Below are 18,012 nucleotides of genomic sequence, written 5' to 3'. Positions count from 1 at the left end.
GACGGAACTTGTAGTAACTGAACTTCACGTCCAATCTTACTTTAAATCAGTGGCTGGCCCGTATTTGTAACCAGCATCGCCAAACAGCGTGAACTGCTTCTTCAAGTTATTGGAGACGTATACTTTTTTATCCTTGGTAATAAAAATGGCCCCAATACCTTGATCCGCTTTACCATTAATGTACTTCATCCCGCCTTTGAGGCCTTTGTCAAAGGTGGCCGTCGATAGTGCATCGCCATCCACCGACTTCTTCGAGATGATGGAAACGCCCATCAAATTGTTTTGATAAGGGGCCCCTGTTTGTGGGTCCATCAAATGACTGTAAACTTTACCATTCTTCTTCAAATAGCGTTCATAGATCCCAGAAGTAACGATTGACTTATTCTTAGCAGGTAGTGAGCCAATGGCCGTACCCCGTGACGCTTTTGGATCTTGGATACCGACTGTCCAGTTACCTGACTTCGTTCCTTTAGGGCTGTCACCCAGAACATAAATATTACCACCGAGGTCAATAATGGCCGTTGAAACCCCATGATTTAATAAGTACGTCTTCACTTGATCGGTCATGTAACCCTTGGCAATCCCACCAAGGTCTAGTTGCATTCCCTTTTCTTCTAGATAAACGGTCCGTTTCTTGTCATTTAATTTAACTTTTTTGTAGTCTACCAGCTTAACGTTCTTGTCAATTTCTTGTTGAGTGGGCACCTTGGCATCAGAAAATCCAATATGCCAGAGTGATGTGATCGGGCCAATGGCTAAATCAAAGGATTCGTCTGAATTCTTACTATAATAGTAAGCTGCTTTGATCATTGGGTAGATATCCTTGCTGACAGCCACTGGCTTTTTACCGGCAGCGGCGTTGATCTTGTCAATTTCAGATCCTTTTTGATTGACCGTAATTTCCTTAGCTTCCGTTTTCAACAGCTTAAACGCCCCAGCTAACACGTTATCCTTACCCTTATTATAAATCCGCAACGTGACAACTGTGCCCATCATGAACTGGGTATCCTCGATCGGCGTCTTGACGACCTTAGTTGGTTTGGGTCGGCTACTAGCAGCATTTTTGCGACTCGTACTCGTCCCACACGCCGTCAATGGCACGATCATTGCAACAATTAATCCAATTCGAACCCATTTTTTTAGCTTCATTCCAATACTTCCCCTATTTTTAATTTCAATTGTCATTATACCAAAGTCTTGATTCATCCGGTGAGACTGTTTGCGCGTCATCCAAGCTTTTCTACGCTAGTCTGACATCAGCGCACCTACAGCAAACGGTACAACTCGACGGTCGGGTTTGTACTACCACAGCCATTTTGCACTTAACATTCACCGCCACTATTATTTTTTAAACCAATATCCATGTATGGATTTAGCTTGCTCAAAGTCGTGCCCAACTGAGTGACAAACTTTTGTGGTTGCTCAATTAAAAACAAAAGGCCCTCAGCATGCGCCTCAGGCCTCAAAAGAATCTAATAATTAAATTGCTTATTCAGAGAAAATCATGTTGTCAACAGTAATCGTGTTGGTGTCACCCTTTTGTGCCGCGTTTTGTAATTGTTCCGCGTACATAATAAAGGTGTTAGAGGATTCAGTGGCACCCGTGACAACGTCAACCTTAGTTGGATCACTACTCTTAACTAATGACTTGTTCAAAGCTGGTTGATAAGTCTTAGGGTTAGTCTTAGCAACCTTCTTCATTTGCTTGTTGTAAGCTGCATCGTCAACTTTGGACTTGCCATTCTTGTTCACTTGGTTATATTCAGACTTCGTAATCTTATTATCCTTGACCGTGATTGCGAAAGTAACTTTGTAACCGTGTGAGTAGTTCTTTTCGTTCAACTTGTAGGTACCATCTTTCATCTTGGCACCATTGTCAATCTTAATGGTCGACTTGTTACCCGCTTGGGCAGCTTGAACTAATTGTTGTGTGTAGTTTTGGAAGGTCTTTGATGATTCAGTCGCACCAGTCACAACATCAATGGAGCCCACGTTACCAGTAGCGGCAGAGCCCGTCAGCGTCTTGTTTAACTTAGGCATGTAAGTCTTGGGGTTAGTCCCAGCGATCTTCTTCATTTGTTTGTTATATGAAGTATCATCAACTTTGGACTTGCCGTTCTTGTTCACTTGGTCATAACTGGACTTAGTGATTTTACCGTTGTTATTAACTGTGATACTCATCTTGGTCCGATAACCATGTGAATAATTTTCTTCTTCAAGGTTATAAGTACCCGCTTTCATTTTGCTGCCAGCAGTTAATTTAGCAACCTTAGTTGTCTTAGCTGATGAACTTGAAGATGAACTCTTCTTGGATGAACTCGAGCTAGAACTTGAAGAACTGCTGCCACAACCTGCTAAAGCTAAAGCTGAAATTGCAACAACTGAAGCACCCGTAATAACTGATTTGAATTTCATGATATCCCACTCCTAACCTTTTTGTATGAAAATTCACATTAATCTTAACGTTTAAACTGGTAATAGTCAATCCCATTCCATTAAAAAAATGATATTTTAGCCTAATAATAGCGGTATTGACAACGTTTTCCGTTCAAACCTCGATGCCACTATTTTCGCGGCTTAGATAATGTGATAGTTTATGCATTCTTTCCCATAATCCATAGACAACCGCTTACATTATCGTTATAATTATTAGTGGAATTATCTTTTTACACTATTATTCAAGGGAGTTGTTACGCAATGGCAAAGAAAAATATTGTCGTTGTCGGTGCGGGGTTTGCTGGTGTTTACGCAACCAAGAAACTGTCTAAGCATTTCAAAAAAAATGCAGACGTCGAGATTACGTTGATTGACCGGCATTCATACTTCACGTATATGACTGAATTACATGAAGTTGCTACCGAACGGGTGGAACCTGAGCATATCCAATATGATTTGCAACGGTTGTTCGCACGGCGAAAAAACGTTCGTCTCGTGACCGATACCGTGACGGGCATCGACAAAAAGGCACAAACAGTTACTACCGAACACGGAAGTTATCAATATGATCAACTTTTAATTAGTTTGGGTGGGGAATCCAATGACTTTGGGACTCCCGGTGTTAAGGAACACGGCTTCGAATTGTGGTCCTTCGAACAAGCGATGGCATTGCGCGCTCACTTATCTGCAATTATTCGGCGGGGGGCGGCGGAGCTCGACCCTGCTAAGCGCAAAGCCATGTTGACCTTTACAGTCTGTGGTTCTGGTTTTACTGGTTCTGAACTGATTGGTGAATTAATCGAATATCGTGATGTTTTGGCTCGAGACAACAAGCTCGATCCAAGTGAAATCACGCTCCAATTGGTCGAAGCAGCGCCGACTATTATTAACATGCTCAACCGGACGCAAGCCGGTAAGGCCGCTAAGTACATGGAAAAACATGGTGTCAAAATCATGACGAACTCCATGATTACCGAAGTCTGTGAAGACCATGTTAACTTAAAAGGCAAGGATCCAATTCCAACCTACACGTTAATCTGGACAGCCGGTGTTCGTGCTAATAGTATCGTTAAAAAGTTCGGCATTGAAACTAACCCCCGCGGTGGTCGCTTGATGGCCAATGAATTCATGCAAGCTAAGGATTGTAACAATATCTTCTTAGCCGGTGATTCAACCAGCTACCAAGAACCTGACCAACCACGGCCAGTCCCACAAATCGTTCAAGGGGCTGAAGAAACCGCAGCTAAGGCCGTCGAAGGTATTATTAAGAACGTTGACCAGACTGACGTTACGATCAAGCCATTTAAGGGCGCTTATCAAGCATCCGTCGACTCAATTGGTTCCAAATATGCCGTTGCACAAGTTTTAGAGAAGTGGAACGTCTCTGGTTTTATTGCCGTGCTTTTAAAACACGCCATCAACTGGATGTACTACGTTCAGATTTTCTCAGGTTACTACCTATTCCAGTACTTCATGCACGAATTCTTCCGGACTCGTAATAACCGTAACGTCTTCCGCGGTTGGGTCTCACGGGCTGGTAACGTACTCTGGAGTGTGCCACTGCGGTTCTTCTATGGTGCCATGTGGTTATGGGACTGCTGGACTAAAGTTCAGGGATCTGAATCCTGGTTCACTGACAAGTTACGGTTACCATTCGAATGGATTACCGTGGCCGCAACCAGTGGTGCCTCTCAAGCAACTAAAGCCGCTGCAACCAGTGGTGCTTCTGAAGCTGCCACGTCAACCGTTAAAGCCGCTAAGGGTGTCTTCAGTCTTTCATACATGTACGGTAAAGAACCCCTGATGGTCTTTGACAAAATGCCACATTGGTTCGAATCAATTACCAAGGTCTTCATTCCGAACATGCAAATGGCCCTCTTCTTCCAGAAATTCATGACTTGTGTTGAAATCGTCATTGCATTATGTATTTTCTTCGGACTCTTTACTTGGTTTGCTAACGCAGTCACCATTGGCTTAGTTGTCGTCTTCTGCTTATCTGGCATGTTCTACTGGGTCAACATTTGGATGATCTTTGTTGCCCTCGCCTTAATGAACGGTTCCGGACGGACATTTGGGTTAGACTACTGGGTCGTTCCGTGGATGCAAAAACACCTTGGACACTGGTGGTACGGCAACGTTCGTTCTCATTACGACGGTGTTAAAACCCGCTAGATGCGTTATAATTAATTAAATCCTTTCCCGATGGTTCAAGGGTTGTTTTTCCCCCTTGAACCATTTTTTATTTCATTGAATTGGAGGGTTAACGATGCGTAAATTACGGACAATGATCCGGACATTCAAACGTTATGGGGATATGATCAAGCCGTTTGATATTATTATTATTGTTGCGCTAATTATTTTATCGTTCACCCCACTAGCGATTTTTTCATACCAGCAAAAACAACAAGCTGAACATGCGGCACTAGTGGCTAAGCGAAAGGCCACGAGCAGTGAAACCACGTATAACGCCGTGGTCTCACATAATGGGACCGTCTTGAAGCGTGTCAATATTACGAATCTGAAAACGACTAAGCACTTCACCTATCGCGATAACCATGGGCACTACAACACGATCACCTTTAAACCTAAGCGCGTTGCGATTACGAAAGCCAACTGTTCTGACCAAGTATGTGTCCGCCGAGGCTGGATTCATAAACCTGGTCAAACGATTGTTTGTTTGCCCCACAAACTCTTGGTTGAAATTAAGGCCAGCAACGGTCAAGTCAAATCTGGCGGTAATGGTTTAGTTACGGAGTAGAATATGAATAATTCATTTGAACGATCAAACAAAACTCATCGTAATATTTATATCGCGTTACTGGTTGCACAAGGCGTGATCATCGGCATCCTTGAACGGATGATTCCATTCCCGTTTGCCTTTGCCCCAGGTGCCAAGCTTGGTTTAGCCAATCTGATTACCATTGTTGCAATCTATACATTATCATTAACTGACGTGATAACCCTAACCTGGCTCCGTTTGATTTTAACGGCCCTCCTAGGTGGCACTTTATCAACCTTTCTGTATAGTTTTGGGGGCGCCTTTCTCAGCCTGTTTGCCATGCTGCTGGTCAAACAATTAGGGCCTAAACGCGTTAGTATTATTGGGATTTCAGCAACTGGCGGCGTCATGCATAATGTTGGTCAGCTATTGGTCGCGAGTCTTATTGCACAGACGTGGACGGTCATGCTCTACTTGCCAGTGCTTTCGATTATTGGACTAGCAGCGGGAAGTGCTCTCGGAATCGCCGCCAACTACTTGTTCACCCACGTCACGATCTTACGCTATCTCAAATTCAATCGAGAACACCATCCAGATCAAACAAAGGAGTAACCCTTATGCAATCGGCAACACAATTACACCCAATTTGGCGTGATTACCCGGCACTACAACCGGAGCTGCAACAAGTGATGCAGCTGATGACGGCGAACATCAATATTCAAGATGCCGACATCAATGACGCGATTTTAGAAATGATTCATGGTGGTGGTAAGCTCTTACGCCCGGCATACTGCCTCCTATTCTCACAATTTACAACAACTGATCGGCAACGGATGGTGGCCTTAGCGGCGTCATTAGAAACGCTCCATACCGCTACGCTGATCCATGATGACATTGTTGACGATGCTGCACTACGTCGGCACCATGTCACGATTCAAGAACGTTTTGGTAAAGATACTGCTGTGTATGCGGGCGACTACCTATTCGTTGTGGTATTCAAGATTCTAGCGCACTATTCAAGCAGTTTCAAAAGCATCCAGATGAACTCTGAGAACATGGAAAAGATTCTAGTGGGCGAGGTCCAACAAAAGGACCGCCACTACCACCTTGACATTACCATGGCAGAATACTTGCAACAAATTCAAGGTAAGACCGCCGAATTATTCGCACTGAGTTGTTTTCTAGGTGCTTATGAATCTGGTCAAAGTAGTCATTTCGCCCAGCGCGCTCGTAAAGCAGGTCTCGCAATTGGGATGGCCTTCCAAATTCTTGACGATATTTTAGACTATCAAGAAGTCAGTCAGGAAACGGGCAAACCCATCCTCGAAGACGTTGCTGAAGGTGTCTACACCTCGCCGTTGATCTTTGCCTTACAGACAGAAGCTAAGCACGATTTATTGCCGCTGATGCGATTACAGGGGGCAATTTCGGACACTCAGCGCCAGGAAGTACAACGACTTGTCATCAATGCCGGCGGTGTGGTGCAAGCCCAAGAACTCGCTACCAAGTACACTCAAGACGCGCTGGCAATCATGCGTAAACTTCCAGACCAGCCTGCGAAGACGGATCTGATTAGTCTAACCAAACGGCTGTTGGACCGGCATAATTAACTAGTAATCAATCGACTAAGGTATCAAACATCCTGTTTGATACCTTTTTTGTCGCCCAGACACAGCTAAACGCCCATGTGCTTCATCTTCACAGTCAGTACCTGAGACCACTATATCCACTTTCCCGATTCAACAGGTCATAATCTGCAAATAACAAACCGTTGTCATCACGAGTATTAAAAACACCTATCCATTCCAACAAAAAACCGCTGATTTAGGGAATCAATCCCTAAATCAGCGGTTGCTCGTAACTAGCACCAAAAAAAATCACTTAGAACTGCGATATGCCATCTATGTCTAACCATAAATAACTTCCGAACTAGACTTAGCTACTATTTTGCCAGTAGCCACCATCATAACGCCCGTCAATCATCAGTCCCAGTGATCCGTAAAACAATCTTAACTAGTCAACGAGTTCCAAGACAACCATTTGTGCACCGTCGCCACGACGAGGCATAGTCTTGTAAATTCGTGTGTAACCACCATTGCGGTCAGCATATTGAGGACCTAAGTCACTAAATAGCTTTTGCAATGCAGTTTGTACAGCCACGTTGTCGCCATCTTCCTTAACATCGGCAACGACGTCCCGCATGAATGCGGCAGCCTTCCGACGGGCGCTTAAATCACCCTTCTTGGCCAAAGAGATCATTTTGTCAGCAGTTGAACGAACTTCCTTAGCACGGGCTTCGGTCGTCTCGATCTTGCCGTTAACGATCAATGACGTTGTCAAATCGCGTAATAAGGCACGACGTTGTGAACTTGTACGTTGTAATTTACGGTAACTCATGAACGGATATCCTCCCTTGTATTAGTCTTCTTTGCGTAATGATAACCCAAGGTCAGCTAATTTTGCCTTAACTTCCTCGAGTGACTTGCGTCCAAGGTTGCGAACCTTCATCATATCAGCTTCAGTTTTGTTAGTTAATTCTTGGACCGTGTTGATGCCAGCACGCTTCAAGCAATTGTATGAACGGACGGAGAGATCTAACTCTTCAATCGTCATTTCTAACATCTTTTCCTTATGCGTTTCTTCCTTCTCGACCATCACATCAGTGTTTTTAGCTTCATCAGTGAGATTTACGAAGATTGAAAGGTGATCAGTCAGGATTTTGGCTGATAGACTAATGGCTTCACTTGGAGTGATTGAACCATTTGTCCAAACGTCTAAGGTTAACTTATCGAAATCATCACGTTGACCAACCCGCGTGTTTTCAACTTGGTAGTTGACACGTTCGATTGGAGAATACAATGAATCAACAGCTAAAACGCCAATTGGCATGTCATCTTCACGATGTTTGTTATCCTCAGCGGAAACATAACCACGACCAGTATTTGCGGTCATACGCATATGGAAGTGTGCCCCGTCTGCTACGGTACAAATTGGTAAGTCTGGATTCAAGACTTCTACGTCCGCATCGCCAATGATATCACCGGCAGTAACGTTAGCAGGACCCTTAACGTCGATTTCCAACGTCTTGGTTTCGTCTGATTCCAACTTAAGTGCAATCTTCTTAACATTCAAGATAATTGCTGTAACGTCTTCCGTTACGCCCTCAATCGTTGAAAATTCATGAAGAACACCATCAATTTGAATACTAGTAACAGCAGCGCCAGGTAAAGAAGAAAGAAGAATCCGACGAAGTGAATTCCCTAAAGTTGTACCATAACCGCGTTCAAGCGGTTCTACAACAAACTTACCATAGTTGTCGTTTTCATCAATTTTATGAATGTTAGGTTTTTCAAATTCAATCATTCTTATCTTTTACCCCTTTCAAAACGCGTGGTGTTTAGTAGTTGTGCGTACAAAATGAAGTTTGCCCTCAAAATGAACGTCACAGATTAAACACGACGACGCTTTGGAGGACGAGAACCATTGTGAGGCACTGGCGTAACATCGCGAATTGCGCTAACTTCCAAACCAGTAGCTTGTAAAGCACGGATAGCGGCTTCACGGCCTGAACCAGGACCCTTAACAGCGACTTCAACAGTTTTCATACCATGTTCCATTGATGCCTTAGCAGCAGCTTCTGCAGCCATTTGAGCAGCAAAAGGTGTTGACTTACGACTACCTTTGAAACCTAATGAACCAGCTGATGACCATGCAATGGCGTTCCCTTGCATATCAGTGATCATAACAAGTGTGTTGTTGAACGTTGAATGGATGTGAGCCACACCAGATTCAATGTTCTTCTTTACCCGACGACGACGGGTTGTCTTTCTAGTTGCCATAAAATTCGAAAACCTCCTTTATTATTATTTTTTACGTCCAGCGATGCTGACCTTTTTACCCTTACGAGTACGAGCATTGTTCTTCGTGTGTTGACCACGAACTGGTAAACCACGACGATGACGCATGCCACGGTATGAACCGATTTCTTGCAATAACTTGATGTTTAAGCTGACTTCACGACGTAAGTCACCTTCAGTTTTGTAGCCATCGACAACGGCACGGATTTTGTCTTCCTGGTCAGGAGTTAAATCACGTACACGAACGTCTTCTGAAACACCGGCTTCAGCAAGGATCTTCTGTGCAGAAGTGTTACCGATACCGTAGATATAAGTCAAACCAATGACAATACGCTTGTCACGTGGTAAGTCAATCCCTTCAATACGAGCCATTAATATTTCACCTCCAACTTAATTAAATTATTTACCTTGGCGTTGCTTATGCTTTGGATTAGCAGAGCAGATAATCATCACGCGGCCTTTACGACGAATAACTTTGCAGTGTTCGCACATTGGCTTTACAGATGGTCTTACTTTCATGAGTTTTTTACCTCCTATAAGGTACGTAGACCGAGCCTACTTGAAACGGTAGGTAATCCGGCCCTTAGTTAAATCATAAGGTGACATTTCAACTGTAACCTTGTCACCAGGCAGAATTCGAATGTAATGCATCCGGATCTTACCTGATACGTGTGCCAAGATTTCAGCGCCGTTTTCAAGTTCAACCTTAAACATTGCGTTCGGCAACGTTTCTTTAATGGTTCCTTGAATTTCGATGACGTCTTCCTTTGCCAAGTACTGTCCCTCCTTATTATCAGATTCCGTGCTACCACGTATTTGGTCCATTACTGAACCAGTCATTGTCTAATCATAACATTAAAAAAATATTAAATCAGTCAACGGCTAAACCTGAATAATTTTATCACAACGACCTTTGAAAAGCAAACGTCGCTGCTGAAGGAACCTGGTTTACAGGTTATCAAGAATTTTCTTGATATCTTTGTAGACATCATCAATGTCGCGATCACCGTCGACATTGTAGAGTAACTTTTCTTGACCGTAATAATCAATTAATGGCGTGTTCAACTTAATGTTCACGTCTAACCGATTCTTAACGGTTGCTGGCTTGTCATCATCACGTTGATAGAAATCATGACCGCCACACACATCACAGGTTCCTTCTACCTTAGGCTTGTTGTACAACTTATGGTAAGTTGCACCGCAAGTCCGGCAGATAAACCGACCGGAAAGTCGTTCAACAAGTACTGCGGGTTCAACATGAATGTTGATGACCCCATCAAGTGGCTTATTGAGTTCTTCACCGATTTGTTTCAAAGCATGAGCTTGATCGATGTTACGTGGGTAACCATCTAATAGGAAACCATTTTTAGTATCCGCTTCAGCTAACCGATCACGGACGATGCCGTTAGTGACTTCGTCTGGTACTAAGTTACCTGCATCAATATACTTCTTGGCTTCCAAGCCCATCTTCGTTTCGTTCTTAATGGCTGCACGGAAGATATCTCCGGTCGAGATATGTGGAATATCAAAATCTTCAAGAATCTTCTGTGCTTGAGTACCCTTACCGGCACCCGGTAATCCCATTAAAATCAGGTTCATTGTTGACATGTTTTTTCCTCCTGAATGCACAAATGTGTTGAGTCTCCCCAACACATTCGCTGATTAACGAATGAAACCGACATAGTCACGTTTCATCATCAATCCTTTAATTTGACGAATTGTTTCAAGGGCAACCCCAACAACGATTAGTAAACTCGTCCCACCTAAACCGATTGATTCATCGAGACCCCAAATATCAGAAGCTAATAATGGAATCAAGGAAATCAACCCAAGGTAGAGGGCACCGACCGTACTTAGTCGCATTAACAATTTTGAAACCCAATCTTGAGTATCCTTACCTGGCCAAACACCAGGAATATAGCTGCCTTGCTTTTGTAAGTTCTTAGAGAGCTTTTCAGGATTGACCTGAACAAACGCATAGAAGAACGTGAAGAGCACGATCAGAATGGTGTAAAGAATAGCACCAGTCGTCGACTGCATATTGAAGATATTACTCAAAACGGTATACCAGGTTTCGTCACCATGACTGGATTGGAACCCTAGCAAAATCGTTTGGGGCGTTGCAATGAAGGAACTCGCGAAAATAACAGGAATAACCCCGGCAACGTTCACCTTTAATGGTAGGTAACTACTGTCAGGTGCACCAGCTGCACGACGAGTGTATTGAATTGGAATTCGGTCATTAGCTTGTTCGACCCACGTTACAAACATAACGATGATCAGCACAAGCAAGGCTAACCCAACAACAAACAAGCCACTCTTCCACCAGTCGCTCTGTGAAACATTAACGAACTGTTCTTGATAAATTTGATAAATCGATGTTGGCATACGGGCAATGATCCCGGCGAAGATAATAATGGAAACCCCATTACCGATTCCTCGATCCGTAATCATGTCACCCATCCAAGTCGTCAACATTGCCCCACCAGTGAGGATCACCCCAATGGTCAGGTAAGTCGAAATACTTGGATTGTTAACGAGCTTGAGTTGACTCAAAGAGTTAAAACCAGCCGTAATCCCAATCGACTGAACAAAGGCCAAGACGATCGTTAACCAACGGGTCGCTTGATTAAGCTTGCGTCGACCAACTTCACCTTGTTTGCCCCATTCAACAAACTTAGGAACAATGTCCATTTGTAACAATTGAACGATGATTTGTGCAGTAATGTAAGGGGATACCCCCATAGCAAGGATGGAATAATTTGTTAAACCGCCACCACTGAATGTATTCAACATACTTATCAGCCCTGAAGATGCCACCGACTGAAGTGCCTGTGCATTAACTCCAGGAACTGTGATATAAGAGCCAAGACGAAATACAATCAAAACGCCCAACGTGAACAGAAGTTTATTCCGAATATCCTTAACTTTGAGAGCGTTCTTCATGGTAGTCAGCAAATTAGATCACCTCAGTTTTACCGCCAGCAGCTTCAATGGCTGCAACCGCCGTTGCAGAGAACTTGCTTGCCTTAACTGTTAACTTTTTGTTGAGTTTACCATTACCAAGAACTTTAACAGCAGAACTCTTCTTAACTAAGCCAGCTTCCTTTAATGATTCTGGTGTAACTTCGGCACCATCATCAAAACGGTTTAAGCCGTCAAGGTTAACAACCGCATATTCTTTACGGTTAATGTTAGTAAATCCACGTTTAGGAATCCGACGGTACAATGGCATTTGGCCACCTTCGAAACCGACACGAACTTTACCACGCGCCTTTTGACCTTTTTGGCCACGACCAGAAGTCTTACCTTGGCCACTTGAGTCACCACGACCAATTCGACGACGTGAAAAACGTGAACCTTCACTAGGTGTTAATTCATGTAACTTCATTTAGTAGGCACCTCCTCTTTGAAAATTTGAATTACTTGATGATTTCGACATCGACTAAGTGTGCGATGTGGAAAATTTGACCGCGAGTTGCTGCGTCATCAGGTTTAACAACGGAACTATTAATCCGACCCAAACCTAATTCCTTAACGATTTTACGTTGCTTAGGAAGACGGTGAGCAGCACTGCGTACTAAAGTGATCTTTAATTGAGCCATGTTGTTTGTCCTCCCTATTCAGCTAAATGTTCGGCTGAAACGCCACGTAAAGCAGCGACTTGTTCAGCAGTCTTTAAGCTCTTTAAGCCTTCGAACGTTGCACGAACAACGTTAACGGGGGTGTTTGAGCCTAATCGTTTACTAGTAACATCATCCACACCGGCTAATTCCATGACGGCACGAACGGCGCCACCAGCGGCAACACCAGAACCTTCAACGGCTGGCTTAAGCATGATGCGGCCACCACCGTAAACACCAAGTGCTTCATGAGGAATGGTGGTACCAACCATTGGTACAGTGATCAAGTTCTTTTTAGCAGCTTCGGAAGCTTTCCGAATTGCTTCTGGAACTTCTTGAGCCTTACCAGTACCGAAACCAACGTGTCCCTTGTGGTCCCCAACGATTACTAATGCAGCAAAACGTAGGCGACGACCACCTTTAACAACTTTGGTAATCCGGTTAATGGCAACAACATTATCGTCAAGATCTAATTTTGATGGATCAATGAAAGTCATATGGTATTATTCCTCCTTTGTTAGAATTTAAGTCCGTTTTCACGAGCGGCTTCAGCCAAAGCTTGAACCCGACCATGATATAAGTAACCGCCACGATCGAAAACGACGTCAACGATTTTCTTTTCAGCAGCGCGCTTAGCAACAACTTGACCGACAGATGCAGCCTTTTCAGTCTTGTTGTTACCTTTAACTTCGCTATCTAAAGTTGAGGCACTTGCGAGCGTTACACCCTCTACATCATCAATAACTTGAGCGTAGATGTTTTTGTTTGAACGATAAACATTTAAGCGTGGGCGCTCAGCAGTCCCAGAAATCTTACCGCGAACACGTGCGTGACGACGTTGACGTGTTTTGTTTTTATCTGGTTTGGAAATCACAATAGTCACCTCTATATATTAGTATGGACAGCTTTACGCTGCATTATTTACCAGTCTTACCTTCCTTACGACGAACATATTCATCGACGTAACGAATCCCTTTACCTTTGTAAGGTTCAGGTGAACGAACGGCCCGAACTTCGGCAGCAAAGTCACCAACAGCTTGCTTACCAATACCAGAAATATTGATATGCGTGTTATCAGGAACTTCAACAGTCAAGTTTTCAGGCGTTGCGAATTCAACAGGGTGTGAGTAACCAACGCTTAATACTAACTTCTTGCCTTGCAATTGGGCACGGTAACCAACACCGACCAATTGAAGGTTCTTAGTAAAGCCTTTAGTAACCCCTTCAACCATGTTGTTAACATTTGCACGGGTAGTACCGTGTAATGCCTTCATCTTGTAGTCATCAGATGGACGAGTGAATTTAACTTCGTTGCCTTCAACCGTCATCGTAATATCACTGGCGATGTTCCGCGTTAAAGTACCCTTAGGACCCTTAACCGTAACGACTTCACCAGCTTGTGATACTTCTACCCCAGCAGGTAGTTCAATTACTTTATAACCAATACGACTCACTTACTTGCACCTCCCGTCTTAATTAATGATTACCAAACGTAAGCTAATACTTCGCCGCCAAGCTTCTTGGCGCGAGCTTCTTTATCAGTAATGACACCTTCTGAAGTTGAGATGATAGCAATCCCTAAACCGTTTAAAACCTTAGGAACAGCATCAGCCTTGACGTATGAACGTAAACCTGGCTTTGAAATACGCTTCAAACCACTGATTACACGTTCGTTGTCCTTACCATACTTCAAGAAGACGCGGATGATGCCCTGTTTGTCATCATCGATGTATTCAACGTCGCGAACAAAACCTTCATTCTTTAAAATTTCAGCAATGTTGCGTTTGATTTTTGATGCAGGAACTTCTAGTGAATCGTGGCGTACCATGTTAGCGTTACGGATACGAGTCAAGAAATCTGCGATTGGATCAGTCATCATGAAAGTTTAACCTCCTTTAACTTGGGTTTGTTTTTACCAGCTGGCCTTTTTCATACCAGGGATTTGACCTTTGTGGGCCAGGTCGCGTAAGCAGATACGGCACAAGTGGAATTTACGGTAAACTGAATGTGGACGACCACAACGTTCACAACGGGTGTAGTTTTGTACGTTAAACTTAGCACCGCGCTTTTGTTTAGCAATTTGTGATTTTTTAGCCAACTTCGATTAACCCCCTTCGGTTATTTAGCAAATGGCATGCCAAATTGAGTTAACAACTCACGTGATTCTTCATCACTATCAGCTGTCGTAACGATTACAATGTCTAAACCGCGAACACGGTTAACATTATCATAGTTGATTTCTGGGAAGATCAATTGTTCACGGACACCCAATGTGTAGTTACCGCGACCATCAAATGAACGAGTACTTACACCATGGAAGTCACGAACACGTGGTAATGAAACATTGATCAACTTGTCCAAGAAGTCATACATACGTTCGCCACGTAAGTCAACCTTGGCACCAATTGCCATACCTTCACGAAGACGGAAACCAGCGATAGATTTCTTTGCCCGGGTAACCAATGGTTTTTGACCGGAGATCAAAGTTAATTCTTCAACTGCTTCGTCTAAGTTTTTAGCGTTGGTAACTGCATCACCAACACCCATGTTCAAAACGATCTTAGCCAGCTTAGGCACTTGCATTACTGAAGTGTAATTGAACTTGTCAACTAATGCTGGAACGATTTCTTTTTCATATTGAGCTTTTAAACGGTTTTCCATGAAACTTGCTTCCTCCTTTCAGTCAGTCTTAGTTTTCTAAGTCTTTACCAGACTTTTTAGCGTAACGGACACGCTTGCCATCTTCACGACGAACACCTAAACGTGTAGGTTCGTTGGTTGATGGGTCAAGGTACATAACGTTAGAAGCATCGATTGGTGCTTCGATGTCCACGATACCGCCTTGTGGGTTAACGTTCGTTGGTTTTTGGTGTTTCTTGATCTTGTTAACACCTTCAACAACGATCCGGTTCTTGGCAGAGATAACCTTTTTAACAGTACCTTCTTGACCACGATCCTTACCGCTGATTACTCGAACTTTATCACCAGTTTTAATCAACATTAGGTTGCGCACCTCCTTATTTACGGTGTGTGACTAGAGTACTTCTGGCGCTAATGAAACAATACGCATGAAGTCCTTATCACGTAATTCACGAGCGACAGGTCCAAAGATACGAGTACCTTGTGGAGTCTTGTCATCACGAATAATAACTGCAGCATTTTCATCAAACTTGATGTATGAACCGTCAGCACGGTGAACACCAGACTTAGTCCGGACGATCACAGCTTTAACGACATCATGAGCTTTGACAACACCACCGGGTGTTGCTTGTTTAACCGTAGCAACAATGACATCACCAATGTTAGCAGTTTTACGACCAGAGCCACCTAATACCTTAATAGTAAGGATTTCACGGGCACCGGAGTTGTCAGCAACTTTTAAACGACTTTCTTGTTGGATCACAGTAAGTGTCCTCCCTTCATGTAATTTTATTCAGCTAATAATCTAGATAATAACAGCTTTTTGAACAACTTCAATTAAGCGGAAACGCTTAGTAGCTGATAGAGGACGAGTTTCCATGATCTTGACGATATCGCCAGTTTTGGCTTCATTCTTTTCATCATGAGCCTTGAATTTCTTTGAATAACGAACACGTTTGCCGTATACCGGATGGTTCTTGTAAGTTTCGACAATAACAACAATGGTTTTGTCCATCTTGTCAGAAACAACGCGTCCTTGGATAACCTTACGGCTATTACGAGTATCTTCACTCATTCGTGATTGCCTCCTTTATACTCTACTTGTTTAACTCTTGTTCACGCAACGCAGTTTTAATACGCGCAATGTTCTTACGAACTTGTTTTAAACGAGCGGTGTTTTCAAGCTGACCAGTGGCCAATTGAAAACGCAAGTTGAAAAGTTCGTCTTTGTAAGACTTTTCTTTTTCGAGCATTTCAGTAGTGGACAATGCTTTAATTTCCTTAGCCTTCATCTGATTCGCCACCTACTTCCTCACGCTTAACAATCTTAGTTTTAACAGGTAATTTAGTTCCAGCCAAGCGTAAAGCTTCGCGTGCAACTTCTTCTGGAACACCAGCAACTTCAAACATAATCTTGTTACGTTTAACTGGTGCTACCCAACCTGCAGGAGTACCTTTCCCATTACCCATCCGGACACCGACACCTTTTTCAGTGTAGGACTTGTGAGGGAAAATCTTAATCCATACCTTACCGCCACGCTTCATGTAACGGTTCATAGCAACACGGGCAGCTTCAATCTGCCGGTTGCTGATCCAGTGTGATTCGAGGGTTTGTAAACCGTAATCACCAAAAGCAACTGTTTTACCGCCTTTAGCTTCACCGCGCATTTTACCACGATGAACACGACGATACTTAACCCGTTTAGGTACCAGCATGTTTAGTTTCCTCCTTTAGCAGATTTCTTTTCTGGCAAGATTTCGCCACGGTAGATCCAGGTCTTAACACCTAATTTACCGTAAGTCGTCCGTGCTTCGACCCATGAATAGTCGATGTCAGCACGAAGCGTATGCAATGGAACCGTACCATCTGAGTATGCTTCAACACGAGACATGTCGGCACCGTTTAAACGGCCAGCAACTTGTGTCTTAATACCCTTAGCACCGGAACGCATTGTACGTTGCATAGCACCACGCATCGCACGACGGAAAGCAACCCGGCCTTCCAATTGACGCGCAATACTTTCACCAACTAATTTAGCATCTAAATCAGGCTTCTTGATTTCGATGATGTTGATGTGTACTCGCTTACCAGTTAAATTGTTTAATTCTTTACGAAGAGCTTCAACTTCAGAACCACCCTTACCAATAACCATCCCTGGTTTTGCGGTATGGATTGAAATGTTTACGCGGTTTGCAGCGCGTTCGATTTCAACGGTGGAGACGGAAGCGTCGGCAAGTCGTTGTTCGATATACTTACGGATGCGTAAATCTTCGTTCAAGTAGGCAGCAAAATCTTTTTCAGCGTACCATTTTGCTTCCCAGTCGCGAATGATTCCTACACGTAATCCGGTTGGATTTACTTTTTGACCCACGCGTTATCCCTCCTATTTTTCAGTAACTGTGATCGTAATGTGGCTAGTCCGCTTGTTGATTGGTGAAGCAGAACCCTTTGCCCGTGGACGGAACCGTTTTAAGGTTGGTCCTTCGTTAACAAAAGCTTCGCTTACGACCAAATCTTCGCGATCTAAGTCAAAGTTATTTTCAGCGTTAGCAACAGCAGAAAGTAAAACTTTTTCTACTACTGGAGAAGCACCCCGTGGAGTGAACTTCAAGATTGCTAAGGCTTCGGCAACACTTTTACCTCTGATAAGATCGACAACTAGGCGGACCTTACGAGCGGCAATACGAACAGTTTTTGCAGTTGCACGTGCAGATGTTACTTGTTCAGCCATTCTTT

Annotated in this window: 29 protein-coding genes; 4 read left to right on the top strand and 25 right to left on the bottom strand. The window is 43.5% G+C overall.

The features are described 5' to 3' along the window. Positions 1-36 precede the first annotated feature (36 nt). Positions 37-1,149, bottom strand: coding sequence for an FAD:protein FMN transferase (locus ACWQAU_RS11055; protein WP_003644095.1), 1,113 nt, complete (start codon positions 1,147-1,149; stop codon positions 37-39). Between the two features lie 339 nt (positions 1,150-1,488). Continuing rightward, on the bottom strand, positions 1,489-2,415 hold the full coding sequence (pplA, locus tag ACWQAU_RS11050; RefSeq protein WP_003641273.1) for an extracellular electron transfer flavoprotein PplA: 927 nt from the start codon (positions 2,413-2,415) through the stop codon (positions 1,489-1,491). Between the two features lie 282 nt (positions 2,416-2,697). Between pplA and ACWQAU_RS11045 the strand changes: the two genes are divergently transcribed. From ACWQAU_RS11045 to ACWQAU_RS11030, 4 genes are all read left to right on the top strand, one after another. Then, on the top strand, positions 2,698-4,608 hold the full coding sequence (locus ACWQAU_RS11045) for an NAD(P)/FAD-dependent oxidoreductase (protein ID WP_003644094.1): 1,911 nt from the start codon (positions 2,698-2,700) through the stop codon (positions 4,606-4,608). A gap of 94 nt (positions 4,609-4,702) precedes the next feature. Further along, entirely contained in the window at positions 4,703-5,194 is a 492-nt protein-coding gene (locus ACWQAU_RS11040) for a NusG domain II-containing protein (protein WP_003641271.1), read from the top strand. 3 nt (positions 5,195-5,197) lie between these two features. Beyond that, complete coding sequence (locus tag ACWQAU_RS11035; RefSeq protein ID WP_003641270.1) at positions 5,198-5,767, top strand: Gx transporter family protein; 570 nt, start codon at positions 5,198-5,200, stop codon at positions 5,765-5,767. Between the two features lie 5 nt (positions 5,768-5,772). After that, on the top strand, positions 5,773-6,765 hold the full coding sequence (locus ACWQAU_RS11030) for a polyprenyl synthetase family protein (protein ID WP_003641269.1): 993 nt from the start codon (positions 5,773-5,775) through the stop codon (positions 6,763-6,765). Positions 6,766-7,168: 403 nt separating this feature from the next. Here the strand turns inward: ACWQAU_RS11030 and rplQ are convergent, their stop codons facing one another. The 23 genes from rplQ to rplV all read right to left on the bottom strand — a co-directional run bounded on the left by rplQ (position 7,169) and on the right by rplV (position 18,007). After that, positions 7,169-7,552, bottom strand: a complete 384-nt coding sequence (gene rplQ / locus ACWQAU_RS11025) for a 50S ribosomal protein L17 (RefSeq protein ID WP_003641268.1) — start codon at positions 7,550-7,552, stop codon at positions 7,169-7,171. A 21-nt stretch (positions 7,553-7,573) separates the two neighbouring features. Continuing rightward, entirely contained in the window at positions 7,574-8,518 is a 945-nt protein-coding gene (locus ACWQAU_RS11020) for a DNA-directed RNA polymerase subunit alpha (RefSeq protein ID WP_003641267.1), read from the bottom strand. A gap of 86 nt (positions 8,519-8,604) precedes the next feature. Next, positions 8,605-8,994 carry a 30S ribosomal protein S11 gene (rpsK, locus tag ACWQAU_RS11015; protein ID WP_003641266.1) on the bottom strand — a complete coding sequence of 130 codons (390 nt, stop codon included), beginning with the start codon at positions 8,992-8,994 and terminating at the stop codon, positions 8,605-8,607. Positions 8,995-9,018: 24 nt separating this feature from the next. Beyond that, complete coding sequence (rpsM, locus tag ACWQAU_RS11010) at positions 9,019-9,384, bottom strand: 30S ribosomal protein S13 (protein ID WP_003641265.1); 366 nt, start codon at positions 9,382-9,384, stop codon at positions 9,019-9,021. Positions 9,385-9,411: 27 nt separating this feature from the next. Further along, complete coding sequence (rpmJ, locus tag ACWQAU_RS11005; protein ID WP_003638083.1) at positions 9,412-9,531, bottom strand: 50S ribosomal protein L36; 120 nt, start codon at positions 9,529-9,531, stop codon at positions 9,412-9,414. A 36-nt stretch (positions 9,532-9,567) separates the two neighbouring features. Further along, positions 9,568-9,786, bottom strand: a complete 219-nt coding sequence (gene infA, locus ACWQAU_RS11000; protein ID WP_003638082.1) for a translation initiation factor IF-1 — start codon at positions 9,784-9,786, stop codon at positions 9,568-9,570. 174 nt (positions 9,787-9,960) lie between these two features. Continuing rightward, positions 9,961-10,611: an adenylate kinase gene (locus ACWQAU_RS10995; protein WP_003644093.1), complete on the bottom strand. Its 651-nt coding sequence runs from the start codon at positions 10,609-10,611 to the stop codon at positions 9,961-9,963. A gap of 63 nt (positions 10,612-10,674) precedes the next feature. Next, on the bottom strand, positions 10,675-11,970 hold the full coding sequence (gene secY / locus ACWQAU_RS10990) for a preprotein translocase subunit SecY (RefSeq protein ID WP_003644092.1): 1,296 nt from the start codon (positions 11,968-11,970) through the stop codon (positions 10,675-10,677). 1 nt (position 11,971) lies between these two features. Then, positions 11,972-12,403, bottom strand: coding sequence for a 50S ribosomal protein L15 (gene rplO / locus ACWQAU_RS10985; RefSeq protein WP_003638079.1), 432 nt, complete (start codon positions 12,401-12,403; stop codon positions 11,972-11,974). 31 nt (positions 12,404-12,434) lie between these two features. Next, positions 12,435-12,617, bottom strand: coding sequence for a 50S ribosomal protein L30 (rpmD, locus tag ACWQAU_RS10980; RefSeq protein ID WP_003641261.1), 183 nt, complete (start codon positions 12,615-12,617; stop codon positions 12,435-12,437). 14 nt (positions 12,618-12,631) lie between these two features. Next, a complete protein-coding gene (gene rpsE, locus ACWQAU_RS10975) occupies positions 12,632-13,132 on the bottom strand; it encodes a 30S ribosomal protein S5 (protein WP_003638077.1) in 501 nt (166 codons plus the stop codon). Between the two features lie 20 nt (positions 13,133-13,152). Further along, the gene (gene rplR, locus ACWQAU_RS10970; protein WP_033607797.1) at positions 13,153-13,518 is read right to left on the bottom strand and encodes a 50S ribosomal protein L18; all 366 of its coding nucleotides are present in this window, start codon (positions 13,516-13,518) and stop codon (positions 13,153-13,155) included. Positions 13,519-13,552: 34 nt separating this feature from the next. Next, positions 13,553-14,089 (bottom strand): 50S ribosomal protein L6, encoded by a 537-nt coding sequence (gene rplF, locus ACWQAU_RS10965; RefSeq protein ID WP_003641259.1) that lies wholly within the window; start codon positions 14,087-14,089, stop codon positions 13,553-13,555. A gap of 29 nt (positions 14,090-14,118) precedes the next feature. Then, entirely contained in the window at positions 14,119-14,514 is a 396-nt protein-coding gene (gene rpsH, locus ACWQAU_RS10960) for a 30S ribosomal protein S8 (RefSeq protein ID WP_003638074.1), read from the bottom strand. A 33-nt stretch (positions 14,515-14,547) separates the two neighbouring features. After that, the gene (locus tag ACWQAU_RS10955) at positions 14,548-14,733 is read right to left on the bottom strand and encodes a type Z 30S ribosomal protein S14 (RefSeq protein WP_003638073.1); all 186 of its coding nucleotides are present in this window, start codon (positions 14,731-14,733) and stop codon (positions 14,548-14,550) included. Positions 14,734-14,753: 20 nt separating this feature from the next. Then, entirely contained in the window at positions 14,754-15,296 is a 543-nt protein-coding gene (gene rplE / locus ACWQAU_RS10950; RefSeq protein WP_003638072.1) for a 50S ribosomal protein L5, read from the bottom strand. Positions 15,297-15,324: 28 nt separating this feature from the next. After that, a complete protein-coding gene (rplX, locus tag ACWQAU_RS10945) occupies positions 15,325-15,636 on the bottom strand; it encodes a 50S ribosomal protein L24 (RefSeq protein WP_003641258.1) in 312 nt (103 codons plus the stop codon). 33 nt (positions 15,637-15,669) lie between these two features. Beyond that, on the bottom strand, positions 15,670-16,038 hold the full coding sequence (gene rplN, locus ACWQAU_RS10940; RefSeq protein ID WP_003641257.1) for a 50S ribosomal protein L14: 369 nt from the start codon (positions 16,036-16,038) through the stop codon (positions 15,670-15,672). Between the two features lie 42 nt (positions 16,039-16,080). After that, positions 16,081-16,350 carry a 30S ribosomal protein S17 gene (rpsQ, locus tag ACWQAU_RS10935; RefSeq protein ID WP_003638069.1) on the bottom strand — a complete coding sequence of 90 codons (270 nt, stop codon included), beginning with the start codon at positions 16,348-16,350 and terminating at the stop codon, positions 16,081-16,083. 22 nt (positions 16,351-16,372) lie between these two features. Next, a complete protein-coding gene (gene rpmC / locus ACWQAU_RS10930; protein WP_003638068.1) occupies positions 16,373-16,567 on the bottom strand; it encodes a 50S ribosomal protein L29 in 195 nt (64 codons plus the stop codon). Beyond that, entirely contained in the window at positions 16,557-16,991 is a 435-nt protein-coding gene (rplP, locus tag ACWQAU_RS10925) for a 50S ribosomal protein L16 (protein WP_003641256.1), read from the bottom strand. Before rplP ends, rpmC begins: the two co-directional genes overlap by 11 nt. Positions 16,992-16,993: 2 nt before the next feature. Then, positions 16,994-17,647, bottom strand: coding sequence for a 30S ribosomal protein S3 (rpsC, locus tag ACWQAU_RS10920; RefSeq protein WP_003638066.1), 654 nt, complete (start codon positions 17,645-17,647; stop codon positions 16,994-16,996). 12 nt (positions 17,648-17,659) lie between these two features. Continuing rightward, positions 17,660-18,007 (bottom strand): 50S ribosomal protein L22, encoded by a 348-nt coding sequence (gene rplV / locus ACWQAU_RS10915; protein ID WP_003638065.1) that lies wholly within the window; start codon positions 18,005-18,007, stop codon positions 17,660-17,662. Between the last annotated feature and the right edge of the window lie 5 nt (positions 18,008-18,012).

Source organism: Lactiplantibacillus sp. 3062 (assembly GCF_055413545.1).
This window is presented reverse-complemented; position numbering and strand designations above follow the sequence as displayed.